The following is a 20234-nucleotide window of genomic DNA, read 5'->3' on the forward strand; positions in this document are numbered from 1 at the left end:
CCACCTCCTCTTTTTCCTATTTTACCATATTTCGAAAAAGATTGATAACCTACATTATAAAAACAAGAATATTTTTTGTCTTTATGATAGAATAAAGTTACTATGAAGAAATTATTTTTAACATTTATCACGCTTATTTCATTTGGTTCTGCTACTACTGTTTTTGCTCAAGATTTTGATGTCGCTGCAAAACACGCCATCGCTGTTGAGGCTAACAGTGGTAAGATTTTATATGAAAAAGATGCGACCCAACCGGTTGAAATTGCCTCTATCAGTAAACTACTTACCGTTTACCTAGTATATGAAGCTCTAGAGCAAGGCAAAATCACCCTTTCTACCCCAGTGGAAATTTCAGATTACCCCTACCAGCTCACAACCAACTCCGAAGCAAGTAACGTTCCTATGGAAGCTCGCAACTACACTGTTGAAGAGTTGCTAGAAGCAACATTGGTATCTAGTGCCAATAGTGCAGCTATCGCGTTGGCAGAAAAGGTTGCTGGATCAGAAAAAGACTTTGTTGATATGATGAAGGCTAAACTTCTTGAATGGGGAATTCAAGATGCTACCCTCGTCAATACAACTGGTCTCAATAATGAAACTCTTGGGAATAATATCTACCCTGGTTCTAAGAAAGATGACGAAAATAAGATGAGCGCCTATGATGTTGCTGTTGTCGCTCGTAATCTTATCCTCAAGTATCCTCAGGTTTTAGAAATCACAAAGAAACCTTCTTCCACTTTTGCAGGAATGACTATTCATTCTACAAACTCAATGTTAGACGGTATGCCTGCCTACCGTGGGGGAATTGACGGTCTAAAAACTGGGACTACTGATAAGGCAGGAGCATCCTTTGTTGGAACAACTGTAGAAAAAGGAATGCGTATTATTACAGTTGTCCTTAACGCTGACAACCAAGATACCAATCCTTACGCTCGTTTCACAGCAACTTCATCACTTCTGGACTATATCTCATCTAATTTTGCTCTCCAAACAATCGTTAAGCAGGGGGAAAGCTACCAAGATAGCAAATCTCCAGTTTATGATGGGAAGCAAAATACGGTTACAGCAGTCGCTAAAGAAGATATAAAAATTGTTCAACGTCTTGGTAGTCGAGCGGAATCAAGTGTTACATACACACCTGATGCTACTGAGCATGTTGCTCCTCTAGAAGCAGGTACGGTCGTTGGACATCTGACCTATGAGGACAAGGACTTAGTCGGTCAAGGTTATATCACCACTGATAAACCCACCTTTGAAATGGTTGCTGATAAAAATGTAGAGAAAGCCTTCTTCTTAAAAGTATGGTGGAATCGTTTCATTCGATTTGTAAATGAAAAATTATAAAAAATCGCGAGAAATCGCGATTTTTTCTTTATTGATTTTTTGATAGTGTAGAGTTTTTATAGCCATAAGTAAAGTAAGTAATAACTCCTACTACTAGGGCTAATACAAATGCTATCCAAGTTTCAAGAGTATATTGAAGCATAAAGGACACACAGATCGCAGAAATCACGATAGATACCACAAAAGCAGGTCCTGCTAGTGTTGCTGCAGCTGTTCCTGTAATGGTAAAAATACCAGTTCCCACCATGGCCCCTATTCCTAAAAGAATTAAATCCCATAATTTCAAATGACGATGCATTTCTGTTTTACTTAGACTGAAGTCTTTTGTTCTAAAAATATTCATTCTTGATCTCCACTAACAATAATTGTTTTATTTTACCACAGATAATGTATTTTGTGAATATTTATAAAATTGTATCTAAAAAAACTGAACAAATGTAATATTTGCTCAGTTTTTATTTATAGTTAAAATTCAACAGTTGTTATACTTCGTAGTATGGGAAAGGACTGTCACTATCTAATGGACGATTTGGTACTTCTTTTTCCAAAATAGCGCGCCAACCAGAGACCAATTCTTCAAAAGTCAATTTGGCTTCAGGAGAAGCTGTTGTAAGCTTCCGTCCAAACCAAGCCATGGTTGCAGTTTCAAACTGAAGCATAGCGTAGTCGATTACCGGTACGTTTGCCTCTTCATAATTCTCATTTACTGCTTAGGCAACTTCTGATGCTTGTGGAAGAAGTTGATTTCTGATTTTATCAACAACACTTGCGTCCATCTCTCGCCAAGAAAGTAATTGACCATCTACCTGATAAAAGAGCTCAAAGGTTTCTTGATTTTTCTTAAAATTGGTAAGAACAAAAGCACGTTCTACCGCATCGGGACCACCAACAGCCTTGACAGCGTTTATCAAGAGGTTTTGTTCCATTTGTCTCCAATAATCATCAGCTTCTTCTACTAAATCAATTGTGAAAGGTGGAACAATTTCCTCGGCAGAAATTTCGCCTTTATTCGCTTTCTCGATATTACCAAATAATTTTTTTAAGAATCCCATTTGCTTCTCCTTTTGGGTTTTATCCAACTGACCCTTCCATTTCATAGCTAATCAAGCGATTCAGCTCAACTGCATACTCCATTGGAAGTTCTTTGGTGAAGGGCTCTACAAATCCCATGACAATCATCTCAGTTGCTTCAGTCTCTGACAAGCCACGACTCATAAGGTAATAGAGTTGTTCTTCTGAAATCTTAGACACCTTGGCTTCGTGCTCCAAAGCTACTTGTGAGTTGTGGATTTCATTAAATGGAATGGTATCTGACGCTGACAAGTCATCCATGATAATGGTGTCACACTCGATGTGAGAAACAGATTTCTTAGAGTTCTTGTTGAAAGTCACTTGTCCACGGTAGTCAACCTTTCCTCCACCTTTAGCGATTGATTTAGAGACAATAGACGAGCTCGTATGTGGAGCATTGTGGATCATCTTAGCACCAGTATCTTGGTGTTGCCCTGCATTGGCAAAGGCAATCGAAAGCATGGTACCACGCGCTCCTTCTCCATCTAGGTAAACAGATGGATATTTCATAGTTGTTTTTGCACCCAAGTTTCCATCAATCCACTCAACAGTCGCATCTTTCAAAGCTTTAGCACGTTTAGTTACCAAGTTATAAACGTTGTCAGACCAGTTTTGGATGGTTGTATAACGCATATAAGCTCCGTCCAAAGCGAAAATTTCTACAATGGCAGCGTGCAAGCTGTTGCTTGAATATGTTGGCGCTGTACATCCTTCTACGTAGTGGACACTTGCTCCCTCATCAACGATGATTAAGGTACGTTCAAACTGACCTGTATTTTCGTTATTGATACGGAAATAGGTTTGAAGCGGAATATCTACCTTGACACCTTTTGGTACATAGATAAAGGTTCCACCAGACCATACTGCTGAGTTGAGGGCAGCCAACTTGTTATCTGTCGGCGGTACTAACTTCGCAAAGTATTGCTTAAACAAGTCTGGGTATTCCTTGAGGGCAGAATCTGTATCTGTAAAGATAATTCCTAACTTCTCAAATTCTTCCTTCATGTTATGGTAAACCACTTCGGACTCATACTGGGCAGAAGCTCCAGCTAGATAAGCACGTTCAGCTTCAGGAATCCCGATCCGTTCAAAGGTTTCTTTGATTTTTTCAGGAACGTCATCCCAAGAACGGGCTGGTTTATCAGATGGTTTTTGGTAGTAGATCAAGTCATCAAAGTCAATCTCTGACAAATCTGCTCCCCAAGTTTGCATGGGCATTTTTTTGAAGGTTTCATAAGATTTCAAACGGAATTCCAACATCCACTCAGGTTCTCCCTTAGCAGCTGATAGTTCACGAATGACATCTTCATTCAATCCTTTTCCTGTCGATAGGACAGGCTCTACATCGTCATGGAAACCAAATTTATATTCACCAAGATCAATTGGTTTTGGTTCTACTCTTTCTTCAGCCATAATATCCTTTCTTTCATTCTTTATTTCTAATGATTTATAAGACAAAGAAAGCTTGTCTTATTTGTTTTCTTGGTCTTCAATTGTTTTCTTAAGGGCATTCCAAGCTAGGGTTGCACACTTGATTCGTTGCGGGAATTTGGCAACTCCTGATAAGAAAGCTGCATCTCCAAGTTGATCTTGACGCTCATCCTTTTGACCTTGAACCATTTCAGAAAAAATGGTCGCAAGCTCTAGGACTTCTTGCTTGGTCTTTCCTAAAACTGCATCTGTCATCATACTAGCAGAGGCCGTTGAAATGGTACAGCCTGAGTTTAGAAAAGCAATATCTTCCAAACGGTCCTCTGCGTCAAACTTGACAGAGAGGTTGATAACATCCCCGCAGGTTGGATTATTGAGGCTGATTTGCTCAGCGTCTTCTAACTTCCCTTGGTGATGGGGATTTTTCGAATGGTCCGCTACCACTGCCATATAAAGACTATCTAGTTTAGAAAGTGCCATTGAAAAACTCCTTTGTCTTTTGTAGTGCATCTACCAACTTGTCGCAATCAGCCTTGGTGTTGTAGATATAAAAACTAGCTCGAGCTGTTGCTGGAACATCCAAATATTGAAGCAAAGGTTGCGCACAATGGTGACCCGCACGAACTGCTACTCCTTCATAATCCAGAGCAGTTGCAAGGTCATGAGGATGAAGATCGCCAAGATTAAAGGCAATGACACCTGAACGTTGAGCCAAATCTTGCGAACCGTAAATGGTCAATCCTTCAATTGCCAGTAATTTTGGATAAACGTATGCGATCAATTCCTGTTCGTGAGCTTCAATAGCATCCATACCAATGTTTTCAAGATAATCCACGGCAGCTGCAAGTCCAATAGCACCAGCCATATTGGGAGTTCCAGCCTCGAATTTCCAAGGTAACTCCTTCCAGCTAGCAGATTGCTCATAGACGAAATCAATCATCTCGCCACCAAATTCTACTGGTGACATTTGTTCCAGATACTTTTCTTTACCGTAAAGGACGCCAATACCAGTCGGACCAGCCATCTTGTGACCTGAAAAGGCAAAGAAGTCTACATCCAAGTCCTGGACGTCAATCTTCATATGAGGTGTAGACTGAGCACCATCCACCACCATAATAGCTCCAACTTGATGAGCCATTTGTGTGATTTCTTTGATAGGATTAATCACTCCAAGAACGTTTGATGCGTGAGCTAGTGAAACAAATTTAACTTTGTCAGTCAATTTAGTACGCAAGTCACCCATATCCAGAGCTCCATCTTTGAGATAGACATAAACAAGCTCTGCCCCAGTCTTTCGGCAAACTTCCTGCCATGGAATAATATTGGAATGGTGTTCCATGACTGAAATCAAGACCTGGTCTCCCTCAGTCAAGATTTCTTCAGCAAAACGCGCCACCCAGTTGAGACTGGTCGTAGTTCCTCTAGTGAAGAGTACTTCCTTTGTCGAACCAGCGTTGATGAACTTACCAATGGTTTCACGAGCGGCTTCATATGATGCTGTCGCTCTCTCAGCCAAGGTATGAACACCTCGGTGGACATTGGCATTGTCCTGTTCATAGTAGCGATTAATGGCTTCCAGAACAGCTAGTGGTTTTTGTGTCGTCGCAGCATTATCCAAATAAACAAGAGGTTCGTCATTAACAATCTGATCTAAAATTGGAAAATCCTTGCGAATCACTTCTGCATCTAACATAGGCTTCCCCTTAGCGTTTTGACAATTTTTCTTCGATCGTCGCAATCATTTCATCACGAACTTCCTTGACAGGAATCTCAACGATTACAGATCCAAGGAAACCACGAACAACCAAACGTTCTGCAGTTGCCTTGTCTAATCCACGGCTCATAAGGTAGTACATATCTTCTGGATCCACTTGTCCGATAGACGCTGCATGCCCTGCAGTAACATCATTTTCATCAATTAAAAGAATTGGGTTGGCATCGGAACGTGCTTGGTCTGAAAGCATGAGAACACGGCTTTCTTGTTGGGCATCTGCTCCCTTAGCACCCTTGATGATGTGGCCAATACCATTGAAGGTCAAAGTTGCTTTTTCAAGAATAACACCGTGTTGAAGGATATTACCGATAGAGTTGCAACCATAGTTAGTTACTCGAGTATCAATCCCTTGTACCTGACGACCGCTTGAAAGTGCTACGACCTTAAGGTCTGCATGGCTACCATTTCCAATCAAGTCGCTATCAAAGTCTGCAACGACGTTCCCTTCGTTCATGACACCGATAGCCCAGTCAATACTTGCATCGTTACCCAATTTACCTCGGCGGCTAATGTAGGCAGTGACATTCTCACCAAGACGATCAATTGCAGCAAATTTCACTTGAGCACCAGAACGTGCAATCACTTCAACAGTGATATTAGCAGTCGCCTTAGCACTACCCTCACCGCGTGATTCTAAACGTTCCAGGTAGCTGATTTTAGAGTTTTTACCTGCAATGATCAGAATATGCTTGTTAAATGGCACATCACTATCACTATCTTGGTAGAAAATTCCTTCGATTGGTTCTGTGATTTCTACATTGTCTGGAATATAGAGAACAGCACCACTATTAAAGTAAGCTGTGTGGTAGGCTGCCAATTTGTCATCGTCGTATTTTACTGATGACATGAAAAATTCTTCTATGAGTTCTGGAATTTCTTCTAAAGCCGAATGGAAGTCTGTAAAGACCACTCCTTGTTCAGCCAACTCAACTGGAATTTGCTCAAAAACTGTTTGAGTTCCAACCTGCACCAATTTCAAGTGATTATCTAAAGCAGTGAAATCAGGAATATTTGCTGATGGTTCACTTTCCGTGATGGTACCATCACCAAGATTCCAACGGTGAAATTTTACACGCTCAATGACTGGCAATTCCAAACTCTCAATCTTATCAAAAGCTTTTTGACGGAGGTCTGACAACCAGCTTGGTTCAGCGTGCATTTCTGAAAAAAGTTTAATAGTTTCTTTAGTCATTTACTTCTCCTAAAAGATACGAGGGAATTACAATTCTTCCTTGTAGTCATAGCCAAGTTCTTCAGCTAGTTTCGCGTATCCTTCACGTTCCAAGCGTGCAGCCAATTCTGGACCACCAGAAAGAACAACACGTCCTTCCATCATAACGTGTACCACATCTGGTGTGATATAGTTCAAAAGACGTTGGTAGTGAGTAATGATCATAGCACCAAAACCTTCACCACGCATAGCATTCACACCTTTAGAGACAACTTTAAGTGCATCAATATCAAGACCAGAGTCAATCTCATCTAAGAGGGCAAAAGTTGGTTCCAACATCAAGAGTTGAAGAATTTCGTTACGTTTTTTCTCACCACCTGAGAAACCTTCGTTGAGGTAACGCTCTGCCATTTCTTCTTTCATGTTGAGCAATTCCATTTTTTCGTCTAACTTAGTGATAAATTCACGAACTGAAATCTTCTCATCATCTTCTTTACCAGCATTCATAGCTGCACGAAGAAACTCAGCATTTGTAATCCCAGGAATTTCTGATGGATATTGCATGGCAAGGAAAAGTCCCATACGCGCACGCTCATCCACTTCCAATTCAAGGATGTTTACACCATCAAACAATACTTCACCTTTAGTGACTTCATAGTTTGGGTTCCCCATAATAGCAGCTGAAAGAGTAGACTTACCGGTACCATTTGGTCCCATGATAGCTGCAATTTCTCCTGTTTTAAGAGTCAGATTGACCCCTTTTAAAATTTCTTTTCCTTCAATTTCAACGTGAAGATCTTTGATCTCTAATACTGACATGATTGTTCCTTTCTTTTCATCCTTTTTACTGTATTTACCTGAAATTTAACCTTTTTAAATCCCTAGAAAAACACAGTAAAATGTCAATAAATATACCTTAATAGTATAACAAAAAAAAGCCTAAAAGGCTTTGATTTTGTCTAGAAGCTAGGAGCTACTTCTTCCCTTGAAAATGATCGTCTATAGCGCTCACAATTTTACCCATGATATAACTCACGCGAAAATTTCTCAGGATCAAAATAGCCCAAAGCAAGGCCACGATATACCGTTGCTCCATGATGGATTCATTAAAGAAATAAGTCTCAGCAGCAGTAAATAAGGCCATGATAATAAATTGTTGTCTGTTCATAGTCTTTTACCACCAATTCCCCTTAATCTTCAGCTATAGTCACTTTATCTGCTAAAAATTCAAAGCCTTGAGGAAGTATGGACTCTTCAGTCTCTTCCTTCACGACTTGTTCTTGAGAACCTTTAGCTCTGCTTGAAAATGCAGCTCGAACTTCTAGCCATTCTTCTTGTGAAATAGCTAAAATTTCTGGAGAAAAACCAGCGGCACGACTAAGAATATTACCAAACATGGTGTTAAGATTGTCTCGTTTCATGGTTTGACCAGCATTGAAATTCGATTCAAAAGCCAAAATCGCATGATGTTCATTAGCAGCAACTGGTTTAGAACCAGCTAAGAGTGCCTTATCTGGACCAGATAAGCTTTCAATGACTTCTCCCCAAGCATTCTGAAGACGAATTAAATTTTGTCGGGCTAAGTCTGGATTTTCGACTGCTTCTTGAAGAATAGACTGCACCTTATTTCGGTCTACACGATAGATTGACTTAGTGTAAGTCGGACGACTTGGTGTAGAAACAGTTTGTTTGGGATTATAACCAACATTGCCAAGAGCTTGTTTCAATCGTGCAACTTCTTCTCGAAGAGAAGACAATTCCTCAGCCACCTCACCTGAAAGTTCTGGTTGAGAATCAATTTCTGCTAAACGAATAGTCATCATTTCGGCATAAATTTTAGGTTGTAGGCTAGCCTTAATATCAGCTAGACTTTTAGTAGCAAGACTAATCATCTCAAACAAGACATCCTGCGGAAGAGCTAAGTTTCTCTCAAATGCATCACTATGATGTGTATTTTCTCCACCTGCTTGAACAATTAAGATATCACGTAGATATTGCAGCAAATCGACTACAAAACGTGTCATGCTCTTTCCATTCTCAAAAATCAAATCAAGATTTTGAAGAGAACCCGGTACATCCTTTTGAGCTAAAGCAGCTACGTAATGATCCAAGGCACTTAAACTAATGGTACCAGTGATTTCTTCTGAGACTGCTGTTGTCAATGTAGCTTCTTGGGTTAAGCTTAATGCCTGGTCTAGAATTGACAAGGCATCCCGCATCCCACCTTCAGCTCGTCGAGCAATAATTTCAACAGCTTCTGTTTCGTAATCAATCCCTTCTTTTTCTAAAATCTGGAAGATATGATCTCGAATATCCTGAGTCTTAATGGACTTGAACTCAAATCGTTGAACACGAGACAAAATAGTTGCAGGAATTTTATGAAGCTCAGTCGTTGCCAAAATAAAGACTACATTTGGAGTTGGTTCTTCCAGTGTTTTCAAAAGGGCATTAAAGGCACCTGTCGAAAGCATATGAACCTCATCAATGATATAAACCTTATACTGAGCTATACTTGGAGCATAAGTTGATTTATCACGAATATCACGAATTTCATCAACCCCATTATTAGAAGCAGCATCCATTTCGATAACGTCTTCTAAACTTCCATCCGTAACAGCTTGACAGATATAACAGTTATTACAAGGTTCTCCCCCTACTTGATTAGGGCAGTTCATAGCCTTAGCAAAAATCTTAGCCACACTAGTCTTACCAGTTCCACGAGGCCCTGAAAATAGGTAGGCGTGACTAATCTTATCCTGTTCCACAGCCTGTTTAAGAGTTCTAGCAACAACTTCCTGGCCTACTAACTGTGAAAAATTTTGACTTCTATATTTTCGATAAAGCGCCTGATACATTATGCTTTCTCCTCAAACATTGAAAATTTCCATTCTGTCTTATCTAGTAAAATAGACACAAACTCTTCTAAATACTTCTGATCCATTTCATCATAATCATCAATATGAGATGAGTCCAAATCTAATACACCCAAAATCTGTCCATTTTTTACCATTGGAAGTACGATCTCGCTACGAGCACTACTATCACAAGAAATATAATTTGGATAAGTCTTGACATCACCAACGATAACTGTTTGACGGCTAGCCGCTGACTCACCACAAACTCCTTTTCCGAGAGCGATTCTAACACATGAGACTCCACCCTGAAAAGGGCCTAAAATAAGCTCATTTCCGTCATATAAATAGAAACCTGCAAAGACAGTACGAGGAAAGTTCATTTTTAAGAGAGCACTAGCATTTGATAGATTAGCCAACACATTGGTCTCACCTTCTAAAAGACTAGAGAGTTGTTCATTTACAATTTGGTAAATTGATTCTTTTTCGGAATGTAACATAAGTCCATTATATCAAAAAATACTAGTTGAAAAAAGAAAAATCCCTTGTTTTACAACAAAGGATTTATAATTAGTTCTGATTGATTAAAGTTCGATGTCTCCGAACAAGTCAGCCATTGAGAATCCTGTTTGAGTTTCAGGAAGTTCAAAGTCACGTTTTTCTTGACGTTTTGGACGACGTGGACGTGGAGCACGTTTTTCTTCGTTTTGTCCTTCTTCTTGAGCTGGACGCTCTTCAAGAGCTTTGATAGAAAGTGATACACGTTCTGCATCAGCATTAACATCAAGAACTTTAACAGTAACTTCTTGACCAACTGTAAGAGCTTCTTTTGGATTTTCAATACGTTTGTGTGAAATTTGTGATACGTGAACAAGTCCATCGATACCTGGCAATACTTCAACAAATGCACCGAAGTCAGTCAAACGTTTAACTGTACCTTCTACAACGTCACCTTTAGCCAATTTTTGCTCAACGCCATCCCATGGTCCAGGTGTTGTTGCTTTAAGTGAAAGTGATACACGTCCTTCTTCTTCGTTAAGGTCAAGGATTTTCACTTCTACTTCTTCACCAACAGTTACAACTGATTTTGGAGAAACGTTACGTTCGTGTGACAATTCAGTCAAGTGAACCAATCCATCAACACCACCAAGGTCGATGAAAGCACCGAAGCTTGTGATACGAGCAACTTTACCAGTTACTACATCACCAGCAGCCAATTTACCGAAAACTTCTGCACGAGCTGCTGCAGTAGCTGCTTCTACAACTTCACGACGTGAAAGGATGAAGCGGTTTTCTTTAGGGTCAACTTCTTTGATTTTAGCTTCAAATTCTTGACCTACAAAACGCTCAGTGTTACGTACGAAACGAGTATCCAACATTGAAGCTGGGATAAATCCACGCAAACCTTCAAATTCTACTGAAAGTCCACCTTTAACAGCGCGAGTTCCTTTAACTGTAACAACTTCTTCTTCGCGTCCTACAAGTTTGTCCCATGCTTTGCGAGCTTCAAGGCGTTTTTTAGATACAAGGTATGTTACTGTATCAGTATCTTTACCAACTACTTGACGAAGTACAAGAACATCAAATACTTCACCTACTTTTACAAAGTCATTGATATCAGCATCGCGATCGTTTGTCAATTCGCGAAGAGTCAAGACACCTTCAACACCAGTTCCAGAGATTGCAACGTTAGCTTGATTAGCATCAACTGTCAATACTTCAGCACTAACAACATCACCAGGTTCAACTTGGCTAACGCTATTTAGCAAATCTTCAAATTCATTCATCTAAAAAATCCTCCAACAATCAAGTCTTTTTAACTTGACATACTTATAATTTTTTTCCTAAGCACCCGCAACGACATGAACATCTCGAACGTCCTTCAATTATAAAAATAAAATACCCTAAGATATTTTTCTTTTTATCTTGAATTTATTACCTAAGAACTGGGGTAGCTGGATTCGAACCAACGCATGAGGGAGTCAAAGTCCCTTGCCTTACCGCTTGGCTATACCCCATTGATGATATGGAGAGAGAGGGATTCGAACCCCCGAACCCGAAGGAGCGGATTTACAGTCCGCCGCGTTTAGCCTCTTCGCTATCTCTCCGACAATCAACGAAAACTATTATATCATGAAAATTTGCAAAAAACAAGCATTATTTTGCTAAATTATAGTTCTCAATCAATATTTCCACAGCTTTTTCAAGATTTTTGTAAAAACTATCGACATTTCCATTCTTTATGATTGCAAATTGGTCATCTAGTTCGGCAATTTCACCGATTAATTTTTTACCAATAATTAAAGTATAACCATCATACTTATCTTTTCCAACTACTACTTTAGCATCTGATAATTGAATCTCAATTTTTTTGTCTTTTTTACTCATACCATACCTCTTTTCACTTTTTCTATTTTACAAGAAATTCCCTAATCTAGCAAGAAAAAACTCTCTATCAAGCTAATCTTGATAGAGAGTTTAAGGAATATTTTTTAATTTGAAAATTGAATTATTAGTGAGTCGCCCCTCCGACCAATTTCAAATCTTTATCTTTATGGTCCACGATAGCACCAATCGCAGCTTCGATACCTCGGACAATATCTCTTAAGCACATGGATGAAGTATTAGGCTTATTTACAACTTGTTCTGTCATATAGGGAATATGCATAAATCCTGCTCTCATATCGGGAAATTTCTTATCCGCTAAATAGAGAGCCTGATACATCAGATGATTGCAAACAAAGGTTCCAGCTGAATTGGATACTGAAGCAGGTAACCCTTCTTCTTTTATGGCTTGTACCATTGCTTTGATAGGAAGTGTGCTAAAGTAGGCAGCTTCTCCATCTAGGCGAATGGGAGTGTCAATCGGTTGATTTCCTTGGTTATCTGGAATTCTAGCATCATCTTGATTGATAGCAACTCTCTCAGGAGTTAAACTCGCTCTTCCTCCTGCTTGTCCGATGCAAAGCACAACATCTGGCTGGTATCGATTTATTTCTGCTTCTAAAACTTCTGCTGATTTATAAAAGACCGTTGGGATTTCTGCCCAATGAAGCTCTGCACCATTGATTTCAGACGGTAATGATTTAACAGCTTCTAGAGCTGGATTGAGCTTTTCACCACCAAAAGGATCAAATCCTGTAACTAATATTTTCATTTTATTTCCTTTACTAAAATGCCAAAAAGTACATCAGAAATACATGTATGATAATCATGACAATAGCCACTCCTACTTGCGCTTTGATAACTCCATTTGGATCTTTCATATCCAAAAGGGCTACAGGTAGAGTATTGAAATTAGCAGCCATTGGGGTTAATAGAGTCCCACAAAAACCTGCTGTCATAGCAAGAGCACCCGCCACGATTGGATCTGCTCCCAAGGAAAATACAAAGGGAACACCAATTCCAGCAGTAATCACAGTAAAGGCCGCAAAGGCATTTCCCATAATCATTGAAAATAGAACCATTCCCAACACATAAGCCACTACTCCCATCAACCGACTTCCCGATGGCACAAAACCACTTATCAGATGTGACATTAAATCTCCAACTCCTGCTACGGTAAAAATCGCTCCCAAAGCCCCTAAAAGTTGGGGAACAATCCCACTAGTTGAGACTTGCTGAACCATGCGATTATTTTCTGCCAGCAAGCTTTTAGGAGAACTCTTAGTAATCAATAAAAGAGAGATGGTTGCAAGAAATGCTGCAAGGCTGATAGCAATCTTACTAAACTCAGGGATCATTTTTGCTAATACTAAAGCAATCAAAGCCATCAACATGACCGGAATAAAAATTTTATTCTTCAACCGTTTAGCTTCAATATTTGCCTTGACTTCATTCAGAGACGGCAAGGTTCCGATACGAACCTGTTTAAAGAGTGTTAGTAGGGCTAAGAGCACTACGATAATTCCAATACAGATAGATGGTAAATAGGAACCACCAATAAAACTGATTCCCAAGAAAGCCCAAAACCCAGCTGTTCCATATCGAACTGGATTTGTTTTGTCTTTGTAGCTACAATAGGCCGTGTGAAGAAATTGACAACCAATCACAATATAGGTTAACTCTAATAACTGTCTTGCTAGATTGGTCATTCTTCTTTTCCTTTACTAAGCTTATTCGCTAGCAATTTTCTATCAAATAAGTAATTGTACAGCCCTACCACAAGCAAGGCAACTCCTGCAACAATAAGAGAAGCCGAAGCGATCCCTGCATAATTACTTTCGTAACCTAATTGGTCCAGAGTGCCCCCAACTAAGAGGACACCTCCTGCACCAACGAAAGTATTCTGAGCAAAGAAATTTGCAAAATTATCATTTGCTGCTGCACGCGCTTTTAGCGCTTCGCTCTCCTGCTCCGTTAATTTTCTACCTAATTGTGACTCTGCCGCTGCTTGTCCCATGGGTTGAACCAGAGGCCTTACAAACTGCGGCTGCCCACCTAGACGAATGGCAAAGAATCCATCGAGTTCCCGAAAAAAGAAATAAACGGTATAAAAACTTCCTACGGTCAGTCCTTTAATCTTTTGAATCAAGTCAATTGAACGTTGCTTGAGGCCAAAAGTTTCAGATAAACCAACCAAGGGCAAGGTTACCATAAAAATCGTAAGAACTCGTTGATTGCTAAATTCTCTTCCTAAAATTTCCAAGAACTCAACAAGAGAAACTCCAGAAACTAGAGCTGTAACTAAACTAGCTAAGACTACCGTTGCGATGGTATCTAATTTATAGATAAAACCAACCACAATGATAGCTATCCCTATTAGTTTAATCCATTCCATATAGGCCCCTTTATTCCAAAAATACTAGTCTGTTTTATTTGACATGACTTTCTAGTTCTTTTTGGTATTTACTGTTTGATTCCAATTTTTCTTTTTGCCATTTTTCAAGAGCTGCTTGATATTCTTTAGCAGATACAATTTCTTTTTGCAATTTCATTCCCTTGAAGATATATGGATCACCCTTAATACCCACTTGTGAGTATGGTTTAGAGAATGGAACGACGTTGCTGACAACTGGTGAACCACCTGATGAAGCGGTTGGCATCAAGAGAGAACTATCAGTGAGCCATGCTTGAGCTTTAGCATATTTTTCATATCTCTTGTCCAAATCGTTTGTTTCAGAAACTGCATCATCCAAGAGTTTCTTATATTCGTCCAGACCAAGTTGAGCTACTACTTCCTTGTCTTTACCTTTCGTAATACCAAGGTGTTTCATAGCAGAACCAGTCTTAGGATCCATGATATTAAGATAACTTGCTGGGTCTTGGTAGCTTGGAGCCCATCCAGTACTGTTCAAGTCATAGTCTTTTTGAGCTGGAACACGCGCCTGCGATGTAATACTTTCCTTTTCGTTATCGGTCATCTGAAGGACATCAATCACGACATTTTCAGAACCAAGAGTTGATTCGATTGATTGTTTGAAGGAATTGCTTTGTTGAACGGCAATTGTATCTGTCTGTTCAACTGGAACATCCAAATGAATTGGGAAGGTTACACCTTTTGCTTCCAATTCTTTCTTAGCTTTTTCGAATGAAGCTTTGGCTTTGTCTGGATTGTAGATGGTATCTTTTCCGTCTACAAGCTCAACGCCTTTCCATTGGTCTCCATAGTTGACCAATTCTGCTTGAGCGATATCACCAAAGTTTTTGCCACCAGATTGTACAAAGTTATCTGGAACTAGACTGTTACGAATGATCTTGTCCGCACCATCTTCACCATTGAGCTGTGCAGCATATGAATGACGGTTGAAGGCAAAGTTGATTGCTTGACGGAAGTCCTTGTTCAACATCGCTTCTTTTGTAGAAGTTTTCTGTTCTTCACTTGTTTTCGCAGTCTTATTGTAAGATTGACGGTTTACGTTAAAGGTAAAGTAATAACTAGTTGAATCCTGTGGACTGTATGTGATTTTATCTCCGTATTGTTCCAATGTAGAAGCAAAGTTTGAGCTACTTGGGAAGATACGAGCTGTTGTATAAACACCTGAAGAGAAACTACGGATTAATGATTCTTGGTCTGAACCATCATAGTAGGTCAATTTTACTTTCTCAATTTTAACCTTCTCTTTATCCCAATAATTTGGGTTCTTTTCGTATTCGATTAAAGATTTTGAAGTCAATGTCTTCAGGATATACGGACCGTTATAAAGAATACCAGATGGACTTACTGCTCCGTAGTTCTTACCTGAAGCTTTGAGGAATTCCTCGTTTACCGGCAACATGGTTGCTGAAGTTACTTTCGAATTCCAGAAACTTTCAGGTGCATTAAGAGTATACTGGACTGTGTAGTCATCTAATGCCTTAACTCCAACTGTAGAGAAGTCATTAGTCTCACCAGTCATATATTCATTTAAGCCCTTAATGGAGTTTTGAATAAGAGTGACACCGTCTGATTTCCCATCTGCTACGTGTTTTAGTCCAGTAACAAAGTCATGCGCAGTTACTTCAGCATATTCTTCACCTTCTGACGTGTACCATTTAACTCCTTTACGAAGTTTATAAGTATAAGTCAAACCGTCTTGTGAGACACTCCAGTCTTCTGCTAGTGAACGAACCAAATTTCCATATTCATCGTTTTCCAACAATCCATCAACAACATTACCAATAATATCCGTTGTTGAAGTACGAGTTGCAATACTGTAGTCCAAAGATGATGGGTCTACTCCATATACATAAGAGAAGGTTGTAGGTGCATCTGCTTCTTTATCAGCTTTACCACAAGCCACAAGAAGAACTGCTGTACTCAGGACAACTCCTGCTGTTAACATCCACTTTTTCGTTTTCATAAAGATCTCCTTTAATAATTTTTAATCTACTTTTACAATCCAACCTTCTGGTGCTTCAATGTCACCAAATTGGATACCTGTCAATTCATCGTATAGTTTACGAGTCACTGGACCAACCTCTGTTTCACTGTAGAAAACATGGAAATCATCACCGTGTTGGATTCCCCCAATAGGTGAAATTACCGCTGCTGTTCCACAGGCACCTGCTTCTACAAATCGATCCAGACTATCAATTGGTACATCCCCCTCGACAGGTTTCAAGCCTAAACGATGCTCTGCCAAGTAAAGCAATGAATACTTGGTAATCGATGGCAAAATTGACGGACTCAATGGGGTTACAAACTCATTATCAGCTGTAATTCCAAAGAAGTTTGCTGAACCAACTTCTTCAATCTTAGTGTGGGTTGATGGGTCTAGATAAATAACGTCTGAGAAATGACGTGATTTAGCCACTTTTCCAGGCAGTAGACTAGCTGCATAGTTACCACCGACCTTGGCAGCTCCTGTTCCATTTGGTGCAGCACGGTCATACTCATCTTGAATCAAGAAGTTTGTTGGAACCAATCCACCCTTAAAGTAATTTCCAACTGGCATAGCAAAGATGGTAAAAATATACTCCTCGGCTGGTTTTACCCCGATGATGTCTCCGACACCAATCAAGAGCGGACGAAGATAAAGAGTTCCACCAGTTCCATAAGGGGGTACGTATTCTTCATTAGCACGAACAACTGCTTTACAAGCCTCTACAAACATTTCTGTTGGCACTTGGGGCATCAAGAGACGGTCGCAGGTACGTTGGAGTCGTTTAGCATTTTCATCTGGACGGAAGAGTTGAATACTGCCATCCTTTGTACGATAGGCTTTCAATCCTTCAAATGCTTGCTGTCCATAGTGAAGGCTTGGAGATGATTCTGAAATATGCAAGGTTGCATCTTCTGTTAATTCTCCTTGAGTCCATTGTCCATTTTTAAAATAAGCGATATAACGATAAGGTAGTTTCATATAGGAAAAACCGAGATTTTCCCAATCAATCGTAACGGTCATGACAATCTCCTTTATTCTAATCAAGCTTTGTGTTCTATTCTACACTATTCTCCTAAAAATTCAAGTATTATTTGTAATTTTCTGAAAATTTTACTTATAAAAAATCAGTCACTAGGACTGATTTTCTTCTTAATTATCTTTTTCTTCTTTAAAGACTTCTTTGAGGTAGGCATCGAAAACTTCCTCGTCTGAAATGGTATCTGAGATAAAGCTTCCGTTGCTAGTACGTTCTGATAGATTCAAATCTTGCAGAATTGCTTCGTAAATTGTTCCATTATTTGATTGAACAACCAGAGTTTGTTCGCCATCTTCTACTTCTGTACTGAAGAGATCTCCGATAAATCCTTGTTCTGAGACAGAACCGGCCAAGAAGACGCGATGTGGTTTACTCTTCAATTCTCTCAGAACTTGAAGACCACGCTTAGCACGACTGGTTGCTGGAATTTCCTCTGTTGATACACGTTTCAAGCTTCCACGTTGCGTTAACAGATAGAAGGATGAAGTATTGCAGATAAAGGCAGCTTGAAGCTCATCATCTGCTTTCAAATTCATAGCTTTAACACCTGCAGCCTTGGCTCCAACAACTGGAACCTCTTCGATATTAAAGCGAAGGGCATATCCATTTTTACTAATCAACAAAACATCATCAAGTTTGATTGGTGCAACAGCTACAATCTGGTCAGTCTCGTCTTTCAACTTAGCATATTTGACAGACTTAGAACGATAGGTTCTCCATGGAGAGAATTCTTTACGTTCGACACGTTTGATTTGTCCAAGGCGAGTCGCTGCAAAGTAGGTCGTCGCATCATCAAACTGATCCACAACTTCTACGTATAGCACTTCTTCATTGGTTTCAAAGTTGGTAATCGTTTGACTCAAGTGCTCCCCGATATCCTTCCAACGAATATCTGCTAATTCATGGACAGGACGGTAGATAACATTTCCTAGTGTCGTAAAGATTAAGAGATGTTGAGTTGTCTTAACAGATTGGATAAATAGCAATCGGTCATCATCCCGTTTACCAATTTCCTCTAAGGTTGAAGCTGAGAAAGAGCGAGGGCTAGTACGCTTGATATAGCCAGCCTTGGTCACGCTGACATAGGTATCCTCCTCTGCGATAAGGCTAGCTGTATCAATTTCGATCACTTTTGCTGTATCTTCTAAAGAACTCAAACGAGGTGTCGCAAACTGTCTCTTGACCTCACGAAGTTCTTTTTTCATGAGATTGTACATAGTCCGTTCGTCACCGATGATAGCCGCCAGCATAGCAATTTTTTCGCGAAGCTCTGCTTCTTCTTCCTGCAAGACAACTACGTCTGTATTGGTCAAACGGTATAGTTGCAAGGTAACAATAGCTTCAGCCTGCTCTTCAGTAAAATCATAACTGACCTTGAGGTTTTCCTTGGCATCAGCCTTGTTCTCAGAAGCACGGATAAGAGCAATGACTTCATCTAAAATAGAGATGACACGAATCAAACCTTCCACGATATGGAGACGTTTTTCAGCCTTTTCCTTGTCAAAGCGAGAACGTGCCAAGATGACCTCACGACGGTGGGCAATATAGCTAGATAAGATCGGCACAATTCCAACCTGACGAGGGGTAAAATTGTCAATCGCAACCATATTGAAGTTGTAGTTGATTTGCAAGTCAGTATACTTGAAAAGGTAGTTGAGAACAAGCTCTGTGTTCGCATCTTTCTTGAGCTCGATAGCAATGCGAAGACCGTCACGGTCAGACTCATCACGAACCTCAGCGATACCTGCTACCTTGTTATTGACACGGACTTCATCAATTTTCTTGACTAAGTTAGCCTTATTAATCTCATAAGGAATCTCAGTGATAACGATTTGTTCCTTACCACCTTTTAACTTCTCAATTTCAGTCTTGGAACGAACAACCACGCGCCCCTTACCAGTTTCATAGGCCTTTTTGATCTCGTCACGACCTTGGATGATCGCTCCTGTAGGAAAGTCTGGCCCAGGTAAGAATTCCATAAGCTTATCAACTTTAGCAGTTGGGTAATCAATCATGTAGACTGTCGCATCGATAACTTCAGCCAAATTATGCGGTGGAATATCTGTCGCATACCCAGCTGAAATCCCAGTTGAACCATTGACTAAAAGGTTTGGAAAGGCTGCTGGTAAGACAGTTGGCTCTTTCTCAGTATCGTCAAAGTTCCAAGCAAAGGGAACTGTCTTTTTATCGATATCCTGAAGAAGGTAACCTGCAATCTCTGACAAACGGGCCTCCGTATAACGCATAGCCGCAGGTGGATCTCCGTCCATGGAACCGTTATTCCCGTGCATTTCAACCAGAATCTCACGGTTTTTCCAGTCCTGAGACATACGAACCATGGCGTCATAGATCGAAGAATCCCCGTGTGGGTGAAAATTACCCATGATGTTCCCGACAGACTTGGCCGACTTACGGTAGCTCTTATCAAAAGTATTGCCATCCTTATTCATCGAATAAAGAATACGGCGTTGAACTGGCTTCAATCCATCCCGAATATCTGGCAAAGCCCGGTCTTGAATGATGTATTTGGAGTAGCGACCAAAGCGCTCTCCCATGATGTCCTCCAAGGACATATTTTGGATATTACTCATATAAGATACAAAGGGACGATTCGGCTTGCCGAAAATTTCTGTAGAAAAATAGGAAATCGCTGCAGGGTTCGATGAACCCAAGGCGATTTATCTTTTTTCCTAAGTCTTAGTCCCGTGTTCAGTTACCTCTAGTAACCAAACTATCCTTTCTGTAGTTT

General features: G+C 40.0%; 17 protein-coding genes, 2 tRNA genes and 2 pseudogenes. 1 reads left to right on the plus strand and 20 read right to left on the minus strand.

All coding sequences use genetic code 11. The annotated features are described in order from the left end of the window. The first annotated feature begins 102 nt into the window (after positions 1–102). Positions 103–1344, plus strand: a complete 1242-nt coding sequence (pbp3, locus tag M1F91_RS02625) for a D-alanyl-D-alanine carboxypeptidase PBP3 (RefSeq protein ID WP_247912518.1) — start codon at positions 103–105, stop codon at positions 1342–1344. A gap of 145 nt (positions 1345–1489) precedes the next feature. Here the strand turns inward: pbp3 and M1F91_RS02630 are convergent. From M1F91_RS02630 to parC, 20 genes and pseudogenes are all read right to left on the minus strand, one after another. Further along, positions 1490–1687: pseudogene (locus M1F91_RS02630) on the minus strand (amino acid permease); the annotation flags it as partial. 139 nt (positions 1688–1826) lie between these two features. Then, positions 1827–2396: pseudogene (locus M1F91_RS02635) on the minus strand (hypothetical protein). 19 nt (positions 2397–2415) lie between these two features. Further along, positions 2416–3828, minus strand: a complete 1413-nt coding sequence (gene sufB / locus M1F91_RS02640; protein WP_004253255.1) for a Fe-S cluster assembly protein SufB — start codon at positions 3826–3828, stop codon at positions 2416–2418. Between the two features lie 57 nt (positions 3829–3885). Beyond that, complete coding sequence (sufU, locus tag M1F91_RS02645) at positions 3886–4326, minus strand: Fe-S cluster assembly sulfur transfer protein SufU (protein WP_247912520.1); 441 nt, start codon at positions 4324–4326, stop codon at positions 3886–3888. Then, positions 4313–5539 (minus strand): cysteine desulfurase, encoded by a 1227-nt coding sequence (locus M1F91_RS02650; RefSeq protein ID WP_247912521.1) that lies wholly within the window; start codon positions 5537–5539, stop codon positions 4313–4315. The genes sufU and M1F91_RS02650 overlap by 14 nt, the downstream gene beginning before the upstream one ends. A gap of 10 nt (positions 5540–5549) precedes the next feature. Beyond that, a complete protein-coding gene (gene sufD / locus M1F91_RS02655; RefSeq protein WP_247912522.1) occupies positions 5550–6812 on the minus strand; it encodes a Fe-S cluster assembly protein SufD in 1263 nt (420 codons plus the stop codon). A 27-nt stretch (positions 6813–6839) separates the two neighbouring features. Further along, on the minus strand, positions 6840–7610 hold the full coding sequence (sufC, locus tag M1F91_RS02660; RefSeq protein WP_000114489.1) for a Fe-S cluster assembly ATPase SufC: 771 nt from the start codon (positions 7608–7610) through the stop codon (positions 6840–6842). Positions 7611–7764: 154 nt separating this feature from the next. Continuing rightward, positions 7765–7959, minus strand: a complete 195-nt coding sequence (locus M1F91_RS02665) for a DUF3272 family protein (RefSeq protein ID WP_004253242.1) — start codon at positions 7957–7959, stop codon at positions 7765–7767. Between the two features lie 22 nt (positions 7960–7981). Then, a complete protein-coding gene (dnaX, locus tag M1F91_RS02670; RefSeq protein WP_247912523.1) occupies positions 7982–9646 on the minus strand; it encodes a DNA polymerase III subunit gamma/tau in 1665 nt (554 codons plus the stop codon). Then, positions 9646–10143, minus strand: a complete 498-nt coding sequence (locus tag M1F91_RS02675; RefSeq protein ID WP_247912524.1) for a GAF domain-containing protein — start codon at positions 10141–10143, stop codon at positions 9646–9648. The genes dnaX and M1F91_RS02675 overlap by 1 nt, the downstream gene beginning before the upstream one ends. An 84-nt stretch (positions 10144–10227) precedes the next feature. Further along, on the minus strand, positions 10228–11430 hold the full coding sequence (gene rpsA / locus M1F91_RS02680; RefSeq protein ID WP_004253232.1) for a 30S ribosomal protein S1: 1203 nt from the start codon (positions 11428–11430) through the stop codon (positions 10228–10230). Positions 11431–11589: 159 nt separating this feature from the next. Continuing rightward, positions 11590–11661 (minus strand) — tRNA-Gln (locus M1F91_RS02685). Between the two features lie 9 nt (positions 11662–11670). Next, positions 11671–11751 (minus strand) — tRNA-Tyr (locus M1F91_RS02690). 49 nt (positions 11752–11800) lie between these two features. Beyond that, the gene (locus M1F91_RS02695; protein ID WP_247912525.1) at positions 11801–12031 is read right to left on the minus strand and encodes a DUF2969 domain-containing protein; all 231 of its coding nucleotides are present in this window, start codon (positions 12029–12031) and stop codon (positions 11801–11803) included. Between the two features lie 124 nt (positions 12032–12155). Then, the gene (gene pcp, locus M1F91_RS02700; protein ID WP_247912526.1) at positions 12156–12800 is read right to left on the minus strand and encodes a pyroglutamyl-peptidase I; all 645 of its coding nucleotides are present in this window, start codon (positions 12798–12800) and stop codon (positions 12156–12158) included. A 13-nt stretch (positions 12801–12813) separates the two neighbouring features. Beyond that, positions 12814–13737, minus strand: a complete 924-nt coding sequence (locus M1F91_RS02705) for a DUF979 domain-containing protein (RefSeq protein ID WP_247912527.1) — start codon at positions 13735–13737, stop codon at positions 12814–12816. Beyond that, positions 13734–14423, minus strand: coding sequence for a DUF969 family protein (locus M1F91_RS02710; RefSeq protein ID WP_247912528.1), 690 nt, complete (start codon positions 14421–14423; stop codon positions 13734–13736). Before M1F91_RS02710 ends, M1F91_RS02705 begins: the two co-directional genes overlap by 4 nt. A gap of 34 nt (positions 14424–14457) precedes the next feature. Next, positions 14458–16425, minus strand: coding sequence for a peptide ABC transporter substrate-binding protein (locus M1F91_RS02715; protein WP_247912529.1), 1968 nt, complete (start codon positions 16423–16425; stop codon positions 14458–14460). Positions 16426–16446: 21 nt separating this feature from the next. Beyond that, entirely contained in the window at positions 16447–17469 is a 1023-nt protein-coding gene (locus tag M1F91_RS02720) for a branched-chain amino acid aminotransferase (protein ID WP_247912530.1), read from the minus strand. Positions 17470–17598: 129 nt separating this feature from the next. Then, on the minus strand, positions 17599–20076 hold the full coding sequence (parC, locus tag M1F91_RS02725; RefSeq protein WP_247912573.1) for a DNA topoisomerase IV subunit A: 2478 nt from the start codon (positions 20074–20076) through the stop codon (positions 17599–17601). Positions 20077–20234: the final 158 nt, after the last annotated feature.

Origin of the sequence: Streptococcus sp. oral taxon 431 (assembly GCF_023110115.1) — a bacterium.
Lineage (GTDB): Bacteria > Bacillota > Bacilli > Lactobacillales > Streptococcaceae > Streptococcus.